Annotated in this window: 17 protein-coding genes; 6 read left to right on the top strand and 11 right to left on the bottom strand. The window is 64.0% G+C overall.

Translation table 11 applies throughout. The features are described from left to right. Positions 1 to 3: 3 nt before the first annotated feature. Positions 4 to 2,463: a zinc metalloprotease gene (locus HMPREF3170_RS05025; protein ID WP_070478210.1), complete on the top strand. Its 2,460-nt coding sequence runs from the start codon at positions 4 to 6 to the stop codon at positions 2,461 to 2,463. A gap of 200 nt (positions 2,464 to 2,663) precedes the next feature. On the opposite strand, the gene cls is transcribed toward HMPREF3170_RS05025, so the two are convergent. The 4 genes from cls to HMPREF3170_RS05005 are packed head-to-tail and all read right to left on the bottom strand — an operon-like array spanning position 2,664 to position 6,052. Beyond that, complete coding sequence (cls, locus tag HMPREF3170_RS05020) at positions 2,664 to 4,145, bottom strand: cardiolipin synthase (protein ID WP_070478247.1); 1,482 nt, start codon at positions 4,143 to 4,145, stop codon at positions 2,664 to 2,666. Between the two features lie 5 nt (positions 4,146 to 4,150). After that, a complete protein-coding gene (locus HMPREF3170_RS05015; protein ID WP_070478209.1) occupies positions 4,151 to 4,942 on the bottom strand; it encodes an exodeoxyribonuclease III in 792 nt (263 codons plus the stop codon). Between the two features lie 9 nt (positions 4,943 to 4,951). Further along, positions 4,952 to 5,443, bottom strand: a complete 492-nt coding sequence (locus HMPREF3170_RS05010; protein WP_070478207.1) for a GNAT family N-acetyltransferase, cg3035/Rv0428c family — start codon at positions 5,441 to 5,443, stop codon at positions 4,952 to 4,954. Between the two features lie 36 nt (positions 5,444 to 5,479). After that, positions 5,480 to 6,052, bottom strand: coding sequence for a peptide deformylase (locus HMPREF3170_RS05005; protein WP_070478245.1), 573 nt, complete (start codon positions 6,050 to 6,052; stop codon positions 5,480 to 5,482). Between the two features lie 16 nt (positions 6,053 to 6,068). Between HMPREF3170_RS05005 and HMPREF3170_RS05000 the strand changes: the two genes are divergently transcribed. From HMPREF3170_RS05000 to HMPREF3170_RS04990, 3 genes are all read left to right on the top strand, one after another. Then, positions 6,069 to 6,284: a DUF3263 domain-containing protein gene (locus tag HMPREF3170_RS05000; RefSeq protein ID WP_070361851.1), complete on the top strand. Its 216-nt coding sequence runs from the start codon at positions 6,069 to 6,071 to the stop codon at positions 6,282 to 6,284. A gap of 416 nt (positions 6,285 to 6,700) precedes the next feature. Beyond that, positions 6,701 to 7,444: a LytR C-terminal domain-containing protein gene (locus HMPREF3170_RS04995; RefSeq protein WP_141742205.1), complete on the top strand. Its 744-nt coding sequence runs from the start codon at positions 6,701 to 6,703 to the stop codon at positions 7,442 to 7,444. 42 nt (positions 7,445 to 7,486) lie between these two features. Beyond that, positions 7,487 to 8,620: a glutamate--cysteine ligase gene (locus tag HMPREF3170_RS04990; RefSeq protein WP_070478205.1), complete on the top strand. Its 1,134-nt coding sequence runs from the start codon at positions 7,487 to 7,489 to the stop codon at positions 8,618 to 8,620. 288 nt (positions 8,621 to 8,908) lie between these two features. Here HMPREF3170_RS04990 and HMPREF3170_RS04985 read toward each other — a convergent pair whose 3' ends face one another. The 7 genes from HMPREF3170_RS04985 to HMPREF3170_RS04955 form a co-directional block, all read right to left on the bottom strand. Further along, positions 8,909 to 9,331, bottom strand: coding sequence for a monovalent cation/H(+) antiporter subunit G (locus HMPREF3170_RS04985; protein WP_070478204.1), 423 nt, complete (start codon positions 9,329 to 9,331; stop codon positions 8,909 to 8,911). A 13-nt stretch (positions 9,332 to 9,344) separates the two neighbouring features. After that, positions 9,345 to 9,620: a monovalent cation/H+ antiporter complex subunit F gene (locus tag HMPREF3170_RS04980; protein WP_070478203.1), complete on the bottom strand. Its 276-nt coding sequence runs from the start codon at positions 9,618 to 9,620 to the stop codon at positions 9,345 to 9,347. 3 nt (positions 9,621 to 9,623) lie between these two features. Beyond that, entirely contained in the window at positions 9,624 to 10,145 is a 522-nt protein-coding gene (locus HMPREF3170_RS04975; RefSeq protein ID WP_070478201.1) for a Na+/H+ antiporter subunit E, read from the bottom strand. Then, on the bottom strand, positions 10,142 to 11,926 hold the full coding sequence (locus tag HMPREF3170_RS04970) for a Na+/H+ antiporter subunit D (protein WP_070478199.1): 1,785 nt from the start codon (positions 11,924 to 11,926) through the stop codon (positions 10,142 to 10,144). The genes HMPREF3170_RS04975 and HMPREF3170_RS04970 overlap by 4 nt, the downstream gene beginning before the upstream one ends. Next, complete coding sequence (locus tag HMPREF3170_RS04965; protein WP_070361859.1) at positions 11,916 to 12,410, bottom strand: Na(+)/H(+) antiporter subunit C; 495 nt, start codon at positions 12,408 to 12,410, stop codon at positions 11,916 to 11,918. The genes HMPREF3170_RS04970 and HMPREF3170_RS04965 overlap by 11 nt, the downstream gene beginning before the upstream one ends. Beyond that, complete coding sequence (locus tag HMPREF3170_RS04960) at positions 12,410 to 15,439, bottom strand: Na+/H+ antiporter subunit A (protein ID WP_070478197.1); 3,030 nt, start codon at positions 15,437 to 15,439, stop codon at positions 12,410 to 12,412. Before HMPREF3170_RS04960 ends, HMPREF3170_RS04965 begins: the two co-directional genes overlap by 1 nt. A 717-nt stretch (positions 15,440 to 16,156) precedes the next feature. After that, positions 16,157 to 17,500 (bottom strand): dipeptidase, encoded by a 1,344-nt coding sequence (locus tag HMPREF3170_RS04955; RefSeq protein ID WP_070478195.1) that lies wholly within the window; start codon positions 17,498 to 17,500, stop codon positions 16,157 to 16,159. A 78-nt stretch (positions 17,501 to 17,578) separates the two neighbouring features. Between HMPREF3170_RS04955 and HMPREF3170_RS04950 the strand changes: the two genes are divergently transcribed. Together HMPREF3170_RS04950 and groL are read left to right on the top strand one after the other, a co-directional pair. Further along, positions 17,579 to 19,579 (top strand): OPT family oligopeptide transporter, encoded by a 2,001-nt coding sequence (locus HMPREF3170_RS04950; RefSeq protein ID WP_070478193.1) that lies wholly within the window; start codon positions 17,579 to 17,581, stop codon positions 19,577 to 19,579. A 102-nt stretch (positions 19,580 to 19,681) separates the two neighbouring features. After that, positions 19,682 to 21,325, top strand: coding sequence for a chaperonin GroEL (gene groL / locus HMPREF3170_RS04945; RefSeq protein ID WP_070363432.1), 1,644 nt, complete (start codon positions 19,682 to 19,684; stop codon positions 21,323 to 21,325). The last annotated feature ends 569 nt before the right edge of the window (positions 21,326 to 21,894 follow it).

Raw genomic sequence — 21,894 nt, 5'->3', positions numbered from 1 at the left:
AGGATGCGTTTTCACAAGACAGTGATTGCAGGTGCAGTGACGCTCGCGCTCGGCATGGGCGCAGTGTCGGCCGTGCCTGCGACGGCGTCCCCCGTCAATTCAGATGATGATGCCATCCAGACCCAGCTCCACATCCGGAAGAGCTACCACGAGGCAACCCTGACCTACATGAACCCGAAGTCGGTTGCGGGCAAGTTGGAGAACCAGGTCGGTGTGATCGGCTGGGCCGATGGGCGAGTGGTGGCGCCGATCGCGAAGAGTACGACTGAGAGCTCCCCCGAGGACGGCGTCACGGTGCTGGAGCACACCGACCCGCGACGCGAAGTCACCATGAAGCGCACCTTTACCGTCAAAGGCGACGAGATCAACGTGGTCACCGAGCTGACCAACAACGCCGGAACCGCCCGTGAGCTGGCGATCCGCATGTACAACCACGCCAAGCCAATGAAGGGCACCATGACCGCCGCGCAGTTTGGGGACAGCCTGCGCGGGGAGGACAAGTCCGCCTACCGAGTCGACGCGAACTTCCCGGGTGCGACGGCACTTGCCACCGCTCAGGATCCGGCGACTCTCCCAGAGTGGAACGCGGGCTCTGACAACAAAAACATGGAACGTGGTGAAGTCCTCAGCGGCACCTGGGTCCAGACCGTCGAGCCTGGCGCGACGATGAAGGCCGAGATGACGGTCAAGATCGAAACGCAGCTGGGGGCGCTGGACTCGGATGGTGACGGCCTGCTAGACATCTGGGAAATGCAGGGTGCGAATGTAAATGGCGTCGATATGCCGTTGCACCGCTGGGGCGCCAACCCGTATGAGAAAGACATCTTCCTCCAGATGAACTGGATGAAGTCCGAATGGGAAACCGAGGGCTGCCAGGAAGCGGCGCGCTTCGCCGTCAACCCCGAAGGCTTCGCCCGCTACGACGCCTGCTCAAAGATGAACACGAACGTCTACCGCCCGTCCGGGCTCATCCTGGACCAGCTGGTGAAGAAGTTCGCCGCACACGGCTACAACCTGCACATCGACGCAGGTAAGGGCTACTCCAAGAACTTCGAAGCCCGCGACGACGAATACCGCGGCGGGCCGATCCTTGACTACAAGGACCACTACTTCAACTCGCCCGAAACGTCCGGCTCGGAGCTGATCACCACGTCGGTGGACCTGCTCAAAGAGCGCGAAGGCATCTTCCGCTCCGGCGTCATCGGCGACCTTATGGACGCCCCCTCCGCCAACGGCTCCATCAACTACGCCACCGGCCGCGCACTGATCGGCGGCACGAGCTTCTACGTGTCCAAGAACGCCCGCATGGGCGCCGAGGACAAAGTACGCAACACCATCATGCACGAGCTCGGCCACAACCTGGGTCTGAACCACAACGGCATGCTGTGGGTCGACGGCAAGCGCCAATCCGTCTACGAATGGACCAAGTACGGAGACTGGCTCAGCGACCGCCCATCCGCCATGAACTACGCCTACCAGTTCGTCACCTTCGACTACCAGGAGGAAGACAAGAGCGGCAACCAGGAGGCCCCGCACCCAGGCTGCGCCGGCGCCCCCGACTGCTACGTCGGCGAATGGTCAGTCCCGTCCGAGTGGAAGAACCTCAACGTCAAGGCCGGCGGCATCGGTGACGTCTCCGTCAAGCCCGCCGAGTCCGACTCCGAGTCGGACAAGGACGCCGAGAAGCGCCGCGGCATCGAACGCGACGCCCGCGAACTCGACGCCGCCGCTGCCCTCAAGAACGACGGCAAGGCCGACTTCTACATGGCCGACGAAAACAGCATCGCCACCGTGCGCGCCGACAACAAGGTTGTGGGCACCATCGGCAACCGTGGCTACCACGACCATGAGTTCACCGTGCGCGCATTCTACGGCAAGGAACTTTCCCGCATCGCCCCAGTCCAGACCATCAAGGTCAAGGGCATCGGCGACGCCAAGGAAGCCGGGCCGCAGTCCCGCAAGGAAATCCAGATCCCAATCCCGGACACGCAGCGCCTGTACGGCTCCTACGTGCCGGTCTACATCCAGATCGAAAACGAGTCCGGCGAAATCGTCTTCAGCGAGCTTTTCGACATCAGCCTCCTCGACTACACCGAGGACGAGCTGCGCCAAGTCAGCACCCAACTCGGCGACTCCGTGCTGGGCCAGCGGGCATCCGCACTGCTCTCCCAAGGTAAACTCGGCGACTTCCAGGACACCAACCGCCGCAACCTCGCGGACACCAAGGAACTGAAGCAACCTAAGCGACCATCGACGCCACCAACCACGTCGGCAAAGCCGTCGCCTTCAGCGGCCCCGAGCACCGCGGCGCCAGCTGACCCAACCACGCAGGACGCCAAAGCCACCGACGACAAGGGCGGCGTCGACGAGAAGACCCGCAACACGATCCTGATCGTTGTCGGCGTGCTGCTCGGCATCCTGGGCCTGGGCGGCGCGGCCGCCGCCGTGATGGCGAACAAGTAGGTCGCTTATTCGCCCGACGCACCAAATTCCTTGGTTTTGGCTAGGGTCCCGGCGTTTTCCCAGGTCGCTGGTCGGTTGTGAGGGAATTTGGTGCGTGCACAGAGGCCTCAGTGCCAAAGGACGCAACCAGTTTTCCGTGACCTGGGCTTTTGCCGGGTTTTTCGGATGTGGTTGCGTCCTTTGGCACTGCCAGTGTGCGGCTACTGCAGCGCCGAGGTCAGCTTCATCACGTTGTCGATGTAGCGGCGGTACCACGGCCGCGTGTTCCAGCGCTCCAGCGTGAGCTCCTGCGTCACGGACAGGTACGTGTCTGCGAGGTGGTTGAGGTTGCGGAGGAGGGGGCCGTCGCAAATTAAGAGTGAGCTTTCGTAGTTGAGTGAGAAACTACGAATGTCCATGTTGGAGGAGCCAAGCACGCCGACGGCGGCGCCGGGCTCCTTCGAGGCGGGGTCGACGAGCAGGAACTTGGTGTGCAGGACGTAGGGGGCGGGGAACTCCCAGATGCGCACCCCGGCCTCGAGAAGCTGTTGGTAGTAGGAGGACTGGGCGTGCTGCACCATGAACTGGTCCGCCTTCTGGCCAACGAGCAGGTCCACGCGCACGCCGCGGTAGCAGGCGGTGGTGATGGCCTCCAGCAGTGAGTCCTCGGGCACGAAATAGGGGGAGCAGAGCACGAGGTGTTCTTTGGCGTGGTGGATGAGGGTGTTAAACATCCGCAGGTTTGGTTCGGCCTGGTAGCCGGGTCCCGAGGGGATGAGCTGGACCAGGTTCGCGTCTGCGGGGGCGCCGAGGTCCAAGGGGGCGGTGAGCTCGATGGGTTCGCCGGATTCGGAGTACCAGTCCACGGCGAACAGCGCCTCGATGGAGGTGACGATGGGCCCTTGGAGTTCCACGAAGGCGTCGACCCATTGGCGTCCGGCGGCGCGGTGTTGGCGGGTGAGGTAGGAGCGGTCGATGAGGTTCATGGAGCCCATCATGGCGGTGTGGCCGTCGATAATGATGAGTTTGCGGTGGTTGCGCAGGTCGGGGCGGCGGAAGCGGCCCTTGAGCAGGCTCAGCGGGAGCATGAGGTGCCAGTGGATGCCGGCCTTCGTCAGGCGGCGTTTCAGCGCGCGGAACCCGGGGTATTTCATGGAGCCGATGTGGTCGAACAGGAGGCGGACGTGGACGCCGCGGTCCACGGCTCGCTCGAGGGCTTCGAAGACGACGGCGGTGGTGTTGTCCCAGGCCACGGCGTAAATCTCGATGTCAACGTAGGACTCCGCCTTATCGACGAGCTCCGCAATCCGCACCAGCGTTTTCTCGTAGTCCGCCCACATGGCGACCGCGCTGCCGTGCACTGCCGGGAACCCGGTGAGTGTGCGGTTCAGCGTAATCATCGAGGTCACTTCCGGGTTCGCCTGCTCCCCGGCGGGGATGTCGGGGATGTCGGAGTAGACGTCGTTGAGGACGGCGTTCGCTTCCTTCTGGATGCGGTGGCGCCGCTGCGAGACGTACTTGGACCCCATCAGCAGGTACAGCGGCAGGCCCACGAACGGGAGCAGCAGAATGAGCAGCAGCCAGGCGTTCGCGCTTGACGGCTTGCGGTTCGACGGCACCACGCCAATCATGACGAACTTGATGGCGTAGTCGATGCCCATGGCGATGAGCTGCCACAGGGAGAGGCCACTGAACAGGGACAGCATGGCTACCGCACCTGGTCGAGTGCGATGTCGGCGGTGTCGTAATCAGCGATGACGGGCGCGTGATCCGATGCGCCCTTGCCGTCGCGCTCCGCCACGTCCACCCAAGCCTGTTGCAGGCGGCGGGCGAGAGAGGGCGTCGCTAAGTGGAAGTCGATGAGCATGCCTTCGTTCTTGGGGAAGCGCATGGACTTGTAGTCCCAGAACGAGTACGGGTCCGCGTGGCGGATCTCCTCCAAGCCGGACTCCAGCAGCATCTGGAACGCGGCGCGCTCCGGCTCCGTAACGTGCGTCTTGCCCTCGAACCAGGCGATGTCCCACACGTTCTCGTCGCGCGGCGCAATGTTGAAATCGCCGGTGAACAGCTGCAACGCCTGCGGGTCCACGGTCTCGCGCAGGGAGTAGAGGAACTCGAGTTTGTAGTCGTAGTGTGGGTCGCCGATCTCGCGCCCGTTCGGCACGTACAAGCTCCAGATATCGACGCCCCCACAGCTCGCCCCAACCGCCCGGGCCTCCACAACCGGATCGTCCTTCTTCGCGAACGCCGGCTGGCGCTCAAAGTGCGTCCGCACGTTCTCCAGCCCCACCCGCGACGCGATGGCCACGCCATTCCACTGGTTGTAGCCCACGTGCGCGACCTCGTAGCCCGCCGCTTCGAACGTGGAGTAGGGGAACGTGGCGTCCTTCGTCTTCGTTTCCTGCATGGCCAACACGTCGACGTCGTTGCGGTCGAGGAAAGCGGCGATCCTCTCCGCCCGCGTACGTACAGAGTTCACGTTCCAAGTGGCGATGCGCATGCCAATACCCTAGCGCAGACGCAGGACACGCCGCCGATGGTGGTCATCGTCCACGATCTCCTCCGGGCCGACCTCCCACAGCTCCGGGTGCCGCGCCGCGTGCTTCTCCGCCGCCTTGCCGATGCGCTCCGGCACCAACAGACGCACGGGGAGGGAATGGGCGTCGTAAAACTCCTTGAGCTCGGTGAGTGGCAGCGGTGCGAGTGCCGCCGACGGGCCCAACGGCACCGCCGTATTATCCTGCGGGTTCGCGGCGCCCGCGCGGGCCAGCCACCCCTCGACCCACTCCTGCACCGGCGCCGGGTTCGCCTCCGTGAGCTCCACCTCTTTTCGACGAATCTCCGAATTCCGAACCGTCCTCGGCGCCAACGAACGCACCGCCACCGGCTCCGTGATGGTCACCTCGCGCCCATCGCGGCGGCGCACCCGCAGCGGGTCCACCCCAACGACCTCCCCGAGCGCCTCATTGACCCCGGCCTCCGTGCGGTAGCGGACCGTCACCCGGCCCCCGACAGTGGGCGCTTCCTGGCGGAACAATTAGTGCCCGAACGGGTCTTTGTCAGTGCCCGGCAGCCACGTGTTGCCCGGCTCCGTCCACCCGTTCGCCTTAATCGCGCGCTTCGCCTCCCGCTTGTAGCGGCCGGTCAGCACGTCCGTGTACACAAAGCCGTCCAGATGGCCGACCTCATGCTGCAGACACCGCGCGAAGAACCCAGTGCCCTCGACCTCAATCTCGTTGCCGTTCTCATCCAGGCCCGTGACCTTGGCCCAGTCCGCGCGGCCGGTAGGGAAGCCTTCGCCCGGGACGGACAGGCAGCCTTCGTCGTCCTCGCCGTCGTCGCGAGGCATGGTTTTCGGGATCTCGCTCGTCTCCAGCACCGGGTTGATCACGGTGCCGCGGCGCATCGTGTCGCCGTCAGGGCAGTGGTACACGAACAGGCGCAGCGGCACACCAATCTGGTTCGCGGCCAGGCCCACGCCGTTGGCGGCGTCCATCGTTTCGTGCATGTCCGCAATGAGTTCCTGCAGCTCCTCGACTGGTTGCTCCACCGGCTTCGTCGGGTTGTGCAGGACAGGGTCGCCATAAATAACGATCGGTCGAATGGTCATGGCTACCATAATAGGCATGCCTGAGCAGCTTTCAGATTCGGACCGCGCCATCCTCACCTTCGAGGCCCACGCCCCGCGCGCCATCGGCGCCAAAGAAGAAGCCATCACCACGCAGCTCGGGCTTACACCGGTTCGCTACTATCAAAAACTCAACCTCCTTCTCGACGACCCCTCCGCCCTCTCCGAATTCCCCCAACTCGTGCGCCGCCTGCAGCGCCTCCGCGACCGGTGAGCGTTTTCCGCTCGCTCTGGCCCCTCGTGCTTTGAAAAAGTTCCCGCGCCCGGGAACCATTTTGCGTTTGGGACCGGCTCCGGTCGACCAACGCTTTCGTTTCTCCAGGTCGCGACTGCTGTCTATGAAAAAAGTTCCGGCGATCACGCCGATCGCGGGAACTTTTCAGTAGGCGGCGTGGTAGCGGCCGGTATGACCCGGCTCCTGGCCAGGCACGCGCCTCAAATCTGCTCGTAGCGTGCGCTTAGAAGCGTGCGATGCAGGTCGCGCATTTTCATCCAGCCCGGTCGATTCTCGGCGACCAGCATCGCACTCCTTTAACATCTCGACCGGAATGTACTGACGGTTGGCGAAACCGGGAATGTGGTGCGCGTGGGAAGGTGTAAACGTGTGCAAAAACGTTTAGAGTGGCGCATGTGACTAATGTGAATCCTGAGAATGAGTACCAGGGCGCCCACCGCCGCGCCGACGAGGACGACTACGATCACGGCTACGAGGAGGCAGCGGCGCCGGCGGCGGCGTTCCCGAAGCGGGGCGTCGCGATGATCCTGCTGGCCGTCGCGGCACTTCTGCTGCTGTGGGGCATTTACGCCATGAACAAGGGCGACGGTCAGGATGCGGCCGCGCCGGGCACCACCGAAGCCACGACCGCCCAAGCCACCCAAGCCACCCAGGCAACGACCGCGATCTCGGCGCCGGCGAACCCGTCGGAGCAGGCGCAACCAAGCGAGAAGGCCACCGAGCAGGAAAAACCGGCCGAAGAAGCCAAGCCCACCGAAAAGCCAGCCGAGCAGGAACAGCCGGCGCCAGCCCCCGCCGGTCTGGCTCGCGAGCAGGCGCAGGTGTACGTCTACAACAACTCTGGCATCCCGGATCTGGCGAACCGCACCGCCGGTGACCTTGCTGCCCAGTACAACGTGGCGAACCGCTCCAATGACGCCGCCGCGATGAACATGCCGGAGCAGACCTACGGCGCGTTCCCGCAGACCTTCGTGTTCTTTAACCCGAACACGCCGGGCGCGGACGCGGTTGCGGCGGAGCTCGCGCAGCGGATCGGGGGTACGCCTCGGGCGACGACGGATGTGCCGGCGAATACGAGTTTGCCGCGAGAGGCCGTCGAGAAGCCGGAGGCGATCACTGTCGTCCTTGCGGGAGAATAAAACCCCCGCGCGGGCCCAGCGCAGCGTTTAGACTGGCTTGCTATGGATCCATACCGCGAGTTCGCCCGTTCCCCCGAGCCGACACTGGGAGTGGAGTGGGAGATCTGTGTCGTTGATAAGGAGACGCGGGACCTGGTACCCCGCGCCCCCGAAATTATCGACGCCATCTCCGCCACGAACCCCAACGTGCACCTCGAGCGGGAGTTCCTCCAAAACACGGTCGAGCTGGTGACGCCGGTATGTAAGAATACGAAAGAGGCCGTCGATAAGCTGGCGGAGAGCTTGGCCGTCGTGCGCGCCGAAGCTGACGCCCGCGACCTCGACCTGTGGGCCAGCGGCGGCCACCCATTTTCCGACTTCCGCGAGCAAGCCCTCAGCCCCAAAATTTCCTACAAGGAAATGATCAACCGTACTCAGTACTGGGGTCAGCAAATGCTGCTGTGGGGTATTCACTGCCACGTCGGCATCAGTCACGAAGACCGCGTCTGGCCAATCATCAACGCGGTGATGACGCACTACCCGCACCTGCTCGCCATCTCCGCATCCAGCCCCGGCTGGGACGGGCTGGACACCGGGTACGCCTCCAACCGCACCATGCTCTACCAGCAGCTTCCCACCGCCGGGATGCCGTACCAGTTCCAAAGCTGGGCCGAATGGGTCCAATTCATGGACGACCAGCGCACCTCCGGCGTGATCAACCACACCGGCTCCATGCACTTCGACGTCCGCCCCGCGGCCAAGTGGGGCACCATCGAAGTCCGCATCAGCGACGCCACCTCCAACCTGCGCGAACTCGCCGCAGTCGTCGCGCTCACGCACTGCTTGGTCGTCTACTACGACCAGCTTCTCGACGCCGGCGAAGCCCTCCCCACGCTCCAGCCCTGGCATGTCGCCGAAAACAAGTGGCGCGGGGCCCGCTACGGCCTCGACGCCCTAGTAATCACCAGCCGCGACACCGACGAACGCTGGCTTCGCGACGAACTCGTTACCTTGGTGGACACCCTGCAGCCTGTGGCTGCGCAGCTTGGGTGCACGCGCGAGCTGAACCTGGTGCTGGAGATCATGCAGCGCGGCGCCGGCTACCAGCGGCAACGCCGCATCTACGAGATGACCGGCTCTTGGCATGACGTTGTCGCCGCGACCTGCGCGGAGATGCAGGAGATGACCTGGGGGTAGGCCCTACCTAGCTGCTGCGCACCAAATTCCCACGTGGGGTGCGCGCGAACTGGGCTTTTGTGTGCGCGCCCAACCTGAATACAGGAATTTGGTGCTTGTCCTCATGTAGCAGTGCCAAAGGACGCACTTCTTGTTGCGGGAGGAGGCAAAAGCCCAGGTCGTGAAAAGCGCGTTGCGTCCTTTGGCACTGGCAGGCCAGACAGCGCACCAAATTCCATTGCGGCGAATGTGCGACCTGCGGAAACGCCCAGGCGGCCTCCTGAAATCCAGGAATGTGGTGCGCAGGCCCTACTTCTTGGTGGGGTCGACGCGCTTGGGGTGGTAGGCGGCGGGGCGGTCGTTGCGGCTTAGGGTGTCGGGGTTGCCGTAGAGGCCTTCGCGGCGGGCGACGCGGCCGAGGCGCTGCGCGGTGACGGGGTTGGTCATCAGGGCGAAGATGAGCAGGATGAGGATGACGCCGATGTCGTGAAGTTCGTGGGCGCCGACAGCCTCGCCGGTGCCGGCGGCCCCTCCGGCCTGCCCATTCGAGAGTCGAATAATCGTGCCGATGATCATGAGGACTAGCCCCGTGGTTTGGGGCTTCGTGATGGCATGGATGCGCGCCATGGTGGATTGGAAGCGGGCGGTGCCGATGGCGGCGGAGAACACCATGAATGCGCCGGGGAGGATGAAGACGAGGGAGGCGGTGTCGAGGAAGAATGCGAGTGTCATTGGTGGGTCCTTCCTAAGAGTTGTCGCGTTTGCGGAAGCGGGCGACGGACAGGGAGGCGATGAAGCCGAGGAGCGCGATCACCATCATGACGTTGACGACGGTGGTGTCGAGCGTCCAGCAGATGTAGAGGGCCAGCATGCATTGGAGTGATGCGGTGATGGCGTCGTTGCCGAGGACGCGGTCCATGGAGTCGGGGCCGACGATGACTCGCCAGGCCAGCACGAGGAAGCCGATGGCGAGGAAGATGCCGGCGACGATGAGGAATGCGTTGTATACCTGGGGGTTCATGGGCTATCGCCTGCTTTCGAAGATGTCGATCATTTGGCGCTCGAGTTTGGCTACGTTGGCGATTTCGCGGTCGATGTCGGTTTGGTTGTCGGCGTGGAGGACGTGGATGGTCCATTCGCGGTTGGCGATGTCGATGTCGGTGACGCTGCCGCCGGGTTGCAGGTTGTAGGCGCAGGTGGCGAGGTAGAGGACCAGGTCGTCGGAGACGCGCATGGGCACGCGGAGGATGGCATTCTTGGGTGGGGCGGCGGGCCGCAGCGCGAGCCAAGAGACTTTCGCGGAGGCGACGATGAGGTCGGCGAACCACTGCAGCACGAACAGCAGCAGTTTGCCCCAGTGGATTTTGTTGCCGCTGCGGGGGATATTCGGCAGCGGCAGCACGAGCACGATCAGGACGCCGAGCGCCAGCCCGGCGGCGACGTTGCCCCAGGTCAGGTCGCCTTGCATGAGGACCCACATGAATGCGAGCCAGAGGACGAAGGCGCCGCGGAAGCGGTTTCGGATGCCGGGAAGGAGGTGGTTCATCGGTCTGCTCCTGTCGGTTCGGCGGTTGCGCTGGCGGGGAGGGGGACTCGTTCTGTCGTGACGACGTCCTCTCCGTCAGCGGAGCGCGCTGACTTGCGGGCGAGCGCGTCTTTGCCGCCGCCGGAGTCGGTGGGTTGGCGGAAGGCGTCGAGGTCCCGGGTCGGGTTGGTGGGGTCGCCGGAGAGGACGGCGTGTTGGTAGATGCGTTGGTCGCTGGCGGATTCGGCGGCGCGGTCGGTAATGGCGGAGATCGGGCCGGCGAGGAACGTGATGGCCACGGAGGTCGCTACGAGGAGCGCGGTGGACAGCAGCATACCGACGGGGATGCGGCCGACGTCGGCGCGGTCGTCGACGGCGATGGTGTCGTGGCGCTCGGTAAGCGATGAGGGCCGCGCCATGGCGACGGATTCGGGGGCGTCGGCGCGGTCGCGGAGGAAGCCCTTGGACCAGACGAGGATCATGGCGTAGAGCGTCAATAAGGAGGTGACGACGGCCCCTGCGATGAGCACCCAGGCGAGCCAGGAGCCTTCGGCGGCACCGGCCTGGATGAGCATGATCTTGCCGAGGAACCCGGAGAACGGCGGGATGCCGCCCAGGTTGAGCGCCGGGATGAAGTAGAGCAGCGCGATGAGTGGCGCGGTGTAGAGCAGGGAGCCGAGGCGGCGCAGCTGCGCAGACCCGGCCTGGCGCTCGATGAGGCCGACGACCAGGAAGAGCGAGGTCTGCACCAGGATGTGGTGGACGGCGTAGAAGATCGCGCCGGACAGGCCGGCGACGGTGCCGAGTGCGATGCCGAAGATCATGTAGCCGATGTGGCTGACCAGAGTGAAGGAGAGGAGACGCTTGATGTCGTTCTGCGCGAGTGCTCCCATCACTCCGATGACCATGGTCAGTAGTGCGACCCACATCAGGAGGGTGTCGAGGGAGCCGTCGATAAATATGGTGGTGCGGACGCGAATGATGGCGTAGACGCCCACCTTGGTGAGCAACCCGGCGAACACCGCGGTGACCAGGGAGGCGGCGGTGGGGTAGGAGTCGGGGAGCCAGGCGTCGAGCGGGAAGACGGCCGCTTTGATGCCGAATGCGACGAGCAGCGTGGCGAAGATCGCGGCGCGCGTGCCGTCCGGGACCTCGGCCATGCGCTGGCCGACCTGCGCCATGCTCACCGTGCCGGTGGAGGAGTAGATCAGCGCGAGCGCGAACAGGAACACCATCGAGGACGCCATGGAGACCATCACGTAGCCGATGCCGGCGCGCACGCGCCCCGGCGAGGCGCCGAGAGTGAGCAGCACGTACGAGGCCACGAGGAAGACCTCGAAGCCGACGTACAGGTTGAACAGGTCGCCGGCGAGGAAGGACAGGTTCACGCCCATGCACAGCAGCATGTAGACGGGGAGGAAGACGGCGACTGGGTCGTCCTCGTCGCCGTCGCGAAGCCCTTGGGAGATGCCGTACCACATGACGGCGAACAACACGATGGAGGAGACGAACACCATGATGGTGGACAGCCGGTCCGCCACCAACGTGATGCCGATGGGTGCTTCCCAGCCGCCCATCTGGACAGTCTGGATGCCGTGGACGTCTGCGATGATGATCATCGCACCCGAGATGACGGCCAGCGCGAACAGAGTCGTCAGCGCGATGGTGCGCTGCAGGGTGACGGCGCGCCCGGTGACCAGGATCAGCGCCGCTGCCAGCGCTGGCAACAGCAGCGGCATGACAGTGAGGATCGGCATGGCGGGCAGCGCCCAGTGGGCGAACTCGAACAGGTTATTCGTCATCGTCGGCCTCCTTGACGGGGTCTTCAAAGGAGCGTGGGCCGAAGGCGTCGCCCTCGGAGCTCATGCGTCCGGTCTCTGGGTCGTCGGAGGCGTCGTGGTCGGGGGCCGCCGCCGGGGTCTTCGGACGGGCGGCGATCGCGCGGTCTTCCTCGTCGCGCTCGATGATGTCGTCGGTGCGGTAGCGGTACTGGCGGTAGGCCAGGGCCAGCATGAACGCGACCATCGCCATCGAAATGACAATCGCGGTGAGGATCATCGCCTGCGCGAGCGGGTCGGCGGTGCGCTCGCCGAACAGGGTGGACATGCGCCCAATGATCGGCGGGGAGCCGGCCTGCCCGCCGGATTGCAGCAGCAGCAGGTTCGCGCCGTTGCCGAGCAGCAGCACGCCCATGATCATGCGGGTCAGTGCCCTATCGAGCATCAGGTACACGCCGGTGGCCACGAGCACACCCGACCCGATGAGCAGGAACAGGTTCGCTTCCATTACTCGCTCCTTTCGCGGCCACGCGCGGTGGTGTGCACCGGCGCCCCAATTGTCGACGCCCGGCCCCGCCCTGCCGTCGCGTCACCGTCACCAGTGACCGCTTCTCGACGCCTCTTTCGCGCCAACCGTTTCGCCGCCTGGGCTTCGCGGCGTCGTTTATTCTTCTCCTGCAGCTCACGAGCGCGCTGGCGAGCGTACTGCTTGCGGTTGTCTTCCTCTTGGTCGAGGTAGCCGCCCATGGAGGTCAGGATGTGCAGGGTCAGTCCGACCACGATGAGGTACACACCGGCGTCGAACACGAGCGCCGAGGTGACGTCAAACGAGCCGATAAGCGGCAGCGTGACCGTGGTGTAGCCGGACGTGAGCGGCGGGTTGCCGAAGAACATCGGGGTCACCGCCGCGGCGAAGGAGAACAGCATGCCGGTGCCCAGCAGCTTCGCCGGGTCCACAGGCAGGGCCTCCTCGATTTCCTGGCGCCCGCCCGCGAGGTAGCGCAGCGTGAACGCCAGCGCCGCCACCAGGCCGCCGGCGAAGCCGCCGCCGGGCGCATTGTGGCCGCCGAAGAAGAAGTACAGGGACAGCAGAATCATCGACGGGAACAAGATCCTTGTAGCGACGTCCACCATCAGCGAACGGTTCTGCGCCGTCTCCGAATCCACGCCGCTGGCCAACCAGCGCGGCTTGGTGGTGGACAGCGTCGGGCGCCTCGAGGAGCGCCCAAACTTGCCAGTGCCGAAGATCAGGCTGGCCACGCCCGTCGCCACGATCACCAGCACAGTGATCTCGCCGAATGTATCGGCGGCGCGCAGGTCCACGAGCAGCACGTTCACCGTGTTGCGGCCGTGGCCGATGTCGTGCGCCAGCTCCGGCATGAACACCGAGATCGGGTCGGCGGTGCGCGCGCTCATCGCAAACATGGCGATCACCACAACCGACACGCCAGTCAGGATCGACAGCCAGGCACGGGCCCGGTTGTCGTCGCTGCGGGGCTCGACCTCCGTCGGCATCTTGCGAAGGATCAGCATGAACACCACCATCACGATGGTCTCCACGAGCGCCTGCGTCAGCGCCAGATCCGGCGCGCCGTGCAGGGCGAAGATCGTCGCCATGCCGTAGCCGGTCAGCCCCACCATCACCACGGCGGATAGGCGGTTGCGTTGGACCGTCGCAAAGACAGCCATGCAGACCATGATGAACACCACCAGGCCCTGCCACGGCGAATCCCACAACATCATCCGAATATCGTTCGAGTGGCCCAGCACCAGCGCCGCCAGCGGCACCACGGCCAACACCGCGAAAATCACGCCCAGGTTGATCACCAGGGAACCGCGCTGCGTCGACGCCGTCAACCGCAGCGACGCAGTCCGCAGCTGCGCGAGCAGCGCGTCCCACAACGCGTCACCATTGCCGAGCGCAGGCTTGCCCGTCTGCAGCGGTTTCAGCAACGCACGCTGCCAGAACATGACGACGCCACCCAGCACAATCACGGCCGTCAGCACCAGCGGGATCGTAATCCCGTGCCACAGCGCCAACTCCTCCTGCTCGCCGCCGGGGAAGCGCACATCCAGGTACTCGTTGAACGCCGTCGACAGCAGCACCGGGAAGATACCGCACACCACCGTCAACGTGGTCAGCACCGCCGGCGAAATCCACAAGGTCGGGCCGATCGGGTGCATCTCGCGCACCGCCTTCGACTCGCCGTTGTTGTGTGCTGGCTTCGTCGCAAAGGCGGACCACCAGAAGTACAGCGAGTAGGCCATCGTCAGGATGGACCCCGCGACGATCGCCACCAGCGTCATGTAACCCGGCATGCCGTGCAGCATCTCCTCGTTCAGGACCGCCTCCAGCGCCGACTCCTTCGCCACAAAGCCGAAGAACGGCGGAATGCCCGCCATCGACGCCGCCGACACCGCCGCCAAAAACGCCACAAACGGCTCCCGCTTCGCCAACCCCGACAGCTCGTGGATGTCGCGGGTGCCCGTCGAGTGGTCAATCGCGCCCACGATCATGAACAGCGTCGCCTTGAACATCGAGTGCCCGAACGTAATTGCCAGGCCAGCCATCGTCGCCTCACGCGACCCAATGCCGATCACCGTCGTGATAAAGCCCAGCTGAGACACCGTGCCGTACGCCAGGATCAGCTTCAGGTCACGCTGCTTCAGCGCCAACCAACCACCCAGAATCATGGTGAACACGCCCGTCGACAGCACCACCAGGTGCCACGTGCTTACCACCGCCATATCCGGCGCCAGGCGCGCCACCAGGTAAATGCCAGCCTTCACCATCGCTGCCGAGTGCAAATACGCCGACACCGGCGTCGGCGCCGCCATCGCCCCCGGCAACCAAATATGCCACGGGGCCTGCGCCGACTTCGTCATCGCCCCCAACATAATCAGCACAATCGCCGTCGAAATCGCAGGCGTATTCTCAATATTCGCAAACTGCGACACCTCGCTGAGGCGCCAAATCCCCGTCTTGTAGCCCAGCAAATTAATACCGACGAGCATCGCCAGCCCGCCGAACGTCGTAATCATCAGCGCCTGAATCGCCGCCCTTCGCGACGACGCCCGCTCACCGTAATAGCTGACCAGCATGTACGAGAGTATCGACGTCAACTCCCAAAACACGTACATCAGCAAGAAACTGTCCGAAATCACCAACCCGTACATCACGGAGGCGAACATGGTCAGCTCCCCGCCAAACTTGGCCAACCTGCGCGGATTCGAATCGAAATAGCCCCAGCAGTACAACAACACCAAGGAGCCGACGCCCAAAATAATCAAACTGAACAAGCCCGCCAGGGCGTCCAACCTGAAATCCAGGTTCAACTCCGCCGACGGCATCCACGGAATCCGCGAAACGATCTCCCCACCATCCACAAAGACACCCTTTGCGAACAGGTACACCATCCACGCGAACCCGCCCAGCGGCACCAACGCCACCAGCGCAAACGCCGATCTACCGATCGTACGGATCAACAACGGCGCCGCCGACGTCGCGACGAACAGCGCGACAAGTAGCGTCAACACAACCCGGGCCTCCTTGTTCAGCTTCCTTAGCTTCTTCAGCTTCGGCGCGCCACAGCAACGCAGCTGCCCACCATGCACCGTCGAAACTAGAAACAAGGCGCGTCATGATCAGTGGCGCGACCAACAAAATCTCACTGTACTCACAGCTCCGACATTTTGCGAACGGCTTTCGCCCTGGCCGCCCCGCCGCTGGCTGGCCCCTCCTGTGCCCGCGCCCCGCGCCTGTGCCCTCTTTGAAAAAGTTCCCGCGTCCGGGAACCATTTTGCGTTTCGGACTGGTTCCGGTCGACCAACGGTTGCGTTTCTGCAGGTAGCGACGGCTGTCCACAAAGAAAGGTCCCGGGTTCACGCTGGGCCGGGGAACTTTTCCGGGGTGGCGGGTTCGCGCGCCGTGGCTTTCACGTGATTCCTGTTCGTGTCGAGGCGTTAAAGGAGTGCGACGCTGGTCGCCAAAAATCACGCCAGGCCAGCGAGAATGCGGACCTGCATCGCACGCTTCTAATCGCACGCTTTTAACCTTGGAGGCGGAAAACGGGGGAGGATCAGCCAGGGAATATACATACGAAGAACCCCCAAATCTGCAAAGTGTAGTAGGTGGATTGTAGTAATCCTCGAAAAAACGTGCGAAACGGGGATTACTACATTCCTTTTACTCCCATTTGGGTTTCGGCAGCGCCCCAGCCAGCAAAAACAAGCCGAAACCCAGCCGAAACCCGGCTACTTCCCGTACTGCTGCAGGAAAAGCGCTTCGGCGACGGCGATGCGTTCGATTTCGGTGGGGTCGACGGATTCGTCGACGCCGTGGATGCCGCACTGCGGTTCCTCGACGCCGTAGAGGGCGATGGCGGCGTCGGGGAAGTGGTTCTGCAGCGTGATGGTCAGCGGGATGGAGCCGCCGGAGCCGATGAGGGCGAGGTCGGCGCCGTCGTAGGCGGTTTGGAGGCAGTCGCCGAACAGGGCGATGGCCGGGTGGTTGGGGTCGGTGGCGAATGGTTCGTTGACGCCGGAGATTTCCACGGTGACGTGGGCGCCGTTGGGGGTGTGGGCGTGGATGTGTTCCTTGACGGCGTTGGCGATGGCGGCGGCGTCGGTGCCTGCGGGGACGCGGAGGTTGTATTGGGCTTCAGCGCGGTGGTTGACGGCGTTGACGGCGTCGGCGACGGGGGTGGAGGTAAACCCGATCATGGTGATGGCGGGGCGGGCCCAGACCATGTCGGCGGGGTTGTCGTCGGGGGTGCCGTTGAGGGTGACGCCGTCGAGGACGCCGGCGTCGGTGGCGAAGGTGTCGGCTGGGTAGGGTTGGCCGTCCCAGGTGGCGGTGCAGTCGACGCCGTCGATGGTGGTGCGGCCGGTGTCGTCGAAGAGGGAGTCGGTGATGCGGATGAGGGCGTGGGCGGCGTCGGGGGCTGCGCCGCCGAAGGAGCCGGAGTGGACGGCGCCTTCCAGGGTTTCGACGGTCACGTTGATTTGGGCGCCGCCGCGCAGGGAGGTGGTGAGCGTTGAGACGCCGACGGCGGCGTTGCCCGAGTCGGCGATCATGATGGCGTCGGCGCGGAAGAGGTCGGGGTGGGCGTCGATAAGTTTGCCGAGGCCGTCGTCGCCGCCGAGCTCCTCAGAGCCCTCGACGACGACCTTGATGCCGAGGTCGGTGCCGCCGTTGGCCTGGATGAGGCGCAGCGCTTCGAGGTGCATGGCGAGGTTGCCTTTGCAGTCGGCGGCGCCGCGGCCGTACCAGCGGCCGTCGCGTTCGGTGAGGGTGAAGGGGTCGCTGGTCCAGGCGTCGGGGTTGTTGGCAGGCACGACGTCGTAGTGGGAGTAGAGGAGGACGGTGGGGGCGTCGCCGACTGGGGCTTTGGTGGCGATGATGGTGTCAGCATTATCGACGGTCGCGTGGCGGGTCACGTCCAGTCCGAGGGCCTCGAGCGCGGAAACGGTCCAGGCGCAGGCAGCTTCGTGCTGGTCGGCAAGCTCAGGCGTGGAGTGTGGGGAGTTGAAGCCTACGAGGGCGGAGAGGTCGTCGAAAATGCGGTCGCGGTTTGGGGTAAAAGCTGTTTGTGTCATGTGGTCGAAAGTACCACCAACCGGAGGAGTACAATCCTTTCCGTTCGTTTTTATGCCTATATATTGAAAGGTCTTGCAATGGCCTCGACGATGCGTGAGTTGACGCTGCGCGGGATCATCATTGGTGGCTTGATCACCTTGGTGTTTACTGCTGCGAATGTGTATTTGGGGTTGAAAGTCGGGTTGACTTTTGCCACGTCCATTCCGGCGGCGGTGATTTCTATGGCGGTGCTGCGGAAGTTCGCCGGGCACAATGTGCGTGAGAACAACATTGTGCAGACGATTGCCTCGGCTGCGGGTACGCTGTCGGCGATCATTTTCGTCCTGCCCGGCCTGGTGATGGTCGGCTACTGGCAGGGTTTCCCTTTTTGGACGACCGCCCTGGTCTGCGCCCTTGGCGGCATTTTGGGCGTGATGTATTCGATTCCGTTGCGTCGCGCGCTGGTGACCGGCTCTGACCTGCCGTACCCGGAGGGTGTCGCGGCGGCGGAGGTGCTGCGCGTTGGCGACGGGGACAATGGTGGTTCGGAGCGTGATCATGCGGAGAACGCCGAGGGCCTGCGCGTGATCATTCTGGGCGCGTTGACGTCCGCGTTCTACTCGCTGTTGGCGGCGATGAAGGCGGTGGCTAGCGAGGTTGCCGGGTTCTTCCGCGTTGGTGGCGGCGGCACGATGATGGGCGGTTCGCTGTCCTTGGCGCTGCTGGGCGTGGGCCACTTGGTGGGCCTGCCGGTGGGTATTGCGATGCTGGTTGGCGTCGTCATTTCCTTTGCGATCCTGCTGCCTATGAAGTCGGCGGACAACATGGGAGCAGGCCTGGAGCTGGCCGAGGTGGTCTCCACGACGTTCGCGGACGAGATCCGCTTTATCGGCGTGGGCACGATGGCGGTGGCGGCGCTGTGGACGCTGATCAAGATCGCGAAGCCGATTGCGACGGGTATTGCGTCGTCGTTGGCGTCGTCGAAAAAGAGGCATGACGGCGTGGTCGTCGATGTGACGGAGCGTGACATCCCGTTCCCGATCGTGGCGGGCGTGATTGTGGCGTCGATGCTGCCGATTGGCATGCTGCTGTGGAACTTCGTGCGCGGCACCGACATCCACGAGCACGCGCTGTCGCTCACCATGATCTCGGTGCTGTTTATCCTGGTTATTGGCCTGATTGTGGCGTCGGTGTGTGGCTACATGGCGGGGTTGATTGGGGCGTCGAACTCCCCGATTTCCTCGATCGGCATCATTGCGGTCCTCTCGTGTGCGCTGCTGATTGGCGCGTTCATGGCGGGCACGGACGCGAATGCGAGCTCGCTGGTGGCGTACACGCTGTTTACAGCGGCGATTGTGTTCGGCATCGCCACGATTTCGAACGATAACCTGCAGGACCTCAAGACGGGCCAGCTCGTGGGGGCGACGCCGTGGAAGCAGCAGGTGGCGCTGATTATTGGTGTGCTGTTCGGCTCGGTGGTCATCCCGCCGATCCTGCAGGTGATGCTCACAGGCTTCGGCTTCCAGGGCATGGAGGGCGCAGGCCCGGACGCGCTCGCGGCACCGCAGGCGGCGCTGATGTCCTCGGTGGCGAACGGCATTTTCAACAGTTCGCTGGATTGGGGCTTGATTCTGCTGGGCGCGGGCATCGGCGTTGCGCTCATCATTATCGACGAGACCCTCACCCGCACCACGGGCAAGTACAGCTTGCCGCCGCTGGCTGTGGGCATGGGCATGTACCTGCCGGTGGCGGTGACGGTCATCGTGCCGATCGGCGGGCTGATCGGATACATCTATAACCGTTGGGCGCAGGTGCAGCGCCACCCGGACTTCGCGCGCCGGATGGGCACCCTGGTGGCCACGGGCATGATCGTGGGCGAGTCCCTGTTCGGCGTGCTCAACGCGGCGCTGATCGCTGGCGCGGCGGGGGAGAGCCCGCTGGAGGTGTTCACGGAGCAGTCCTGGACGCCGTGGTTCAGTACGGCCCTGTTCGTTGTGCTGGTGTGGTTCGTGTACTCGAAGACGCGCTCCAAGGTCACCTCGGTTGCCGAAGATGGTTCCTTGCACTCGGCGGGCGAGAGTGCTAAAACTGTGTCTTAGCACTCGAGGCAATTGAGTGCTAACGCGGGTGAGGTTGGCCACGCGCCAACCGTGCCGTCGCGGGCGCCTGCACTTTACGACGAATACAAGGAGAAAACTTACATGGCTAAGATGATCGCATTCGACGAGGAAGCACGCCGCAGCCTAGAAAACGGCCTGAACACACTAGCCGACGCCGTCAAGGTCACCCTTGGGCCAAAGGGACGCAACGTCGTCCTGGAGAAGTCCTGGGGCGCACCAACCATTACCAACGACGGTGTCACCATCGCCCGCGAGATTGACCTCGAGGACCCATACGAAAAGATCGGCGCCGAGCTGGTCAAGGAAGTAGCCAAGAAGACTGACGACGTCGCCGGCGACGGCACCACCACCGCAACCGTCCTGGCACAGGCGCTTGTCCGCGAGGGCCTGCGCAACGTCGCAGCTGGCTCCAACCCGATGGGCATCAAGCGCGGCATCCAGGCAGCGACCGAGAAGGTCTCCAAGTACCTGCTGGATAACGCGAAGGAAGTAGAGACCCAGGAGCAGATCGCCTCCACGGCTGGCATTTCGGCTTCCGACCCGGAAATCGGCAAGAAGATCGCTGAGGCGATGTACGCCGTGGGCAACGGTGCTGTGAACAAGGAGTCCGTGATCACGGTCGAGGAGTCCAACACCTTCGGCGTCGACCTCGAAGTCACCGAAGGCATGCGCTTCGACAAGGGCTTCATCTCCGCATACTTCGCCACCGACATGGAGCGCGGCGAAGCCGTCCTGGAAGACCCATACATCCTGCTGGTCTCCTCCAAGATCTCCAACGTCAAGGACCTCGTTCCGCTGCTGGAGCAGGTCATGCAGTCCGGCAAGCCGCTGCTGATTATCGCCGAGGACGTCGAGGGTGAAGCCCTCTCCACCCTCGTTGTGAACAAGATCCGCGGCACCTTCAAGTCCGTCGCCGTCAAGGCACCGGGCTTCGGCGACCGCCGCAAGGCCATGCTGCAGGACCTCGCCATCCTCACCGGCGGCCAGGTCATCTCCGAAGAGGTCGGCCTCTCCCTGGAGACCGCCACCCCTGAACTGCTGGGCCAGGCACGCAAGGTTGTCGTGACCAAGGACGAAACCACCATCGTCCAGGGCGCCGGCGACCAGGCGCAGATCGACGGCCGCGTCAAGCAGATCCGCGCCGAAATCGAGCACTCCGACTCCGACTACGACCGCGAGAAGCTGCAGGAGCGCCTGGCCAAGCTGGCCGGCGGCGTCGCAGTGATCAAGGTTGGTGCAGCCACCGAGGTTGAGCTCAAGGAACAGAAGCTGCGCATCGAGGACGCCGTCCGCAACGCGAAGGCAGCCGTCGAGGAAGGCATCGTCGCCGGCGGTGGCGTCGCCCTCCTGCAGGCCGCCCGCGAGCTTGTCGACGACCTCGGGTTCGAAGGCGATGAAGCCACCGGCGTGAAGATCGTCCGTGAGGCGCTCTCCGCACCGCTGAAGCAGATCGCTCTGAACGCTGGCCTGGAGCCAGGCGTTGTCGCCGACAAGGTGGCCAACCTGCCTGACGGCCAGGGCCTGAACGCCTCCAACGGCGAGTACGTGGACATGATGGAAGCAGGCATCAACGACCCGGCAAAGGTCACGCGCTCGGCACTGCAGAACGCAGCCTCCATCGCGGCTCTGTTCCTGACCACCGAGGCCGTCGTTGCCGACAAGCCTGAGCCAGCCGGTGCCGCCGGTGCAGGCATGGACCCAGACGCCATGGCAGGCATGATGTAAAACGCTTGCTCCGGCTTGTTGCCGGTTGCTGGCTGTTTCCCGGGCGCCCCGCTTTTGCGGTGGGGTGGCCCGGGATTTTTGTGTTCGGGGTGGGATGTGTCGCTTCGAGCAGAGTCGGGAATTTGTGAACAGATTTGCGTCTGGCTTTGCGTCGGCTAGGTGTCGTTTTCGTTCCCGTCGACCTCTTCCCGTCGACCAACGCAGGTCATGGCGATTTAGCCATTTTCACGCCATTTTACCGATTTCGCGCTGACCAGGGTTGGTCGACCGGAGCATGTCGACCGGAATAGTTATGGCTGCAGCCATGGAAGGAACTGTCCCGATCTAGGATGCGGGTTTTGCGTAGGTGGGCGTCGAAAAGCCTCAACAGGTGACCACGGCGTGTAAGAACTCTCTAAGAGTTTGGAGAAACCTGGCGGTCAGAATGTCTAGTGGTAATGGACAGTTGTTTTCATAGGTAAAGGTCAGCGAGCGATGCCGATTTACGCTGCGCTAATGGGGTGAATTGTTGTCTGAGAAACCTTGAGGTTCCATACAAAATGACTTGGACAAAGCGGGGGGGGGGGGGG

It is taken from the genome of Corynebacterium sp. HMSC08D02, assembly GCF_001807505.1.
Taxonomy (GTDB): Bacteria; Actinomycetota; Actinomycetes; order Mycobacteriales; family Mycobacteriaceae; genus Corynebacterium; species Corynebacterium pseudogenitalium.
This window is presented reverse-complemented; position numbering and strand designations above follow the sequence as displayed.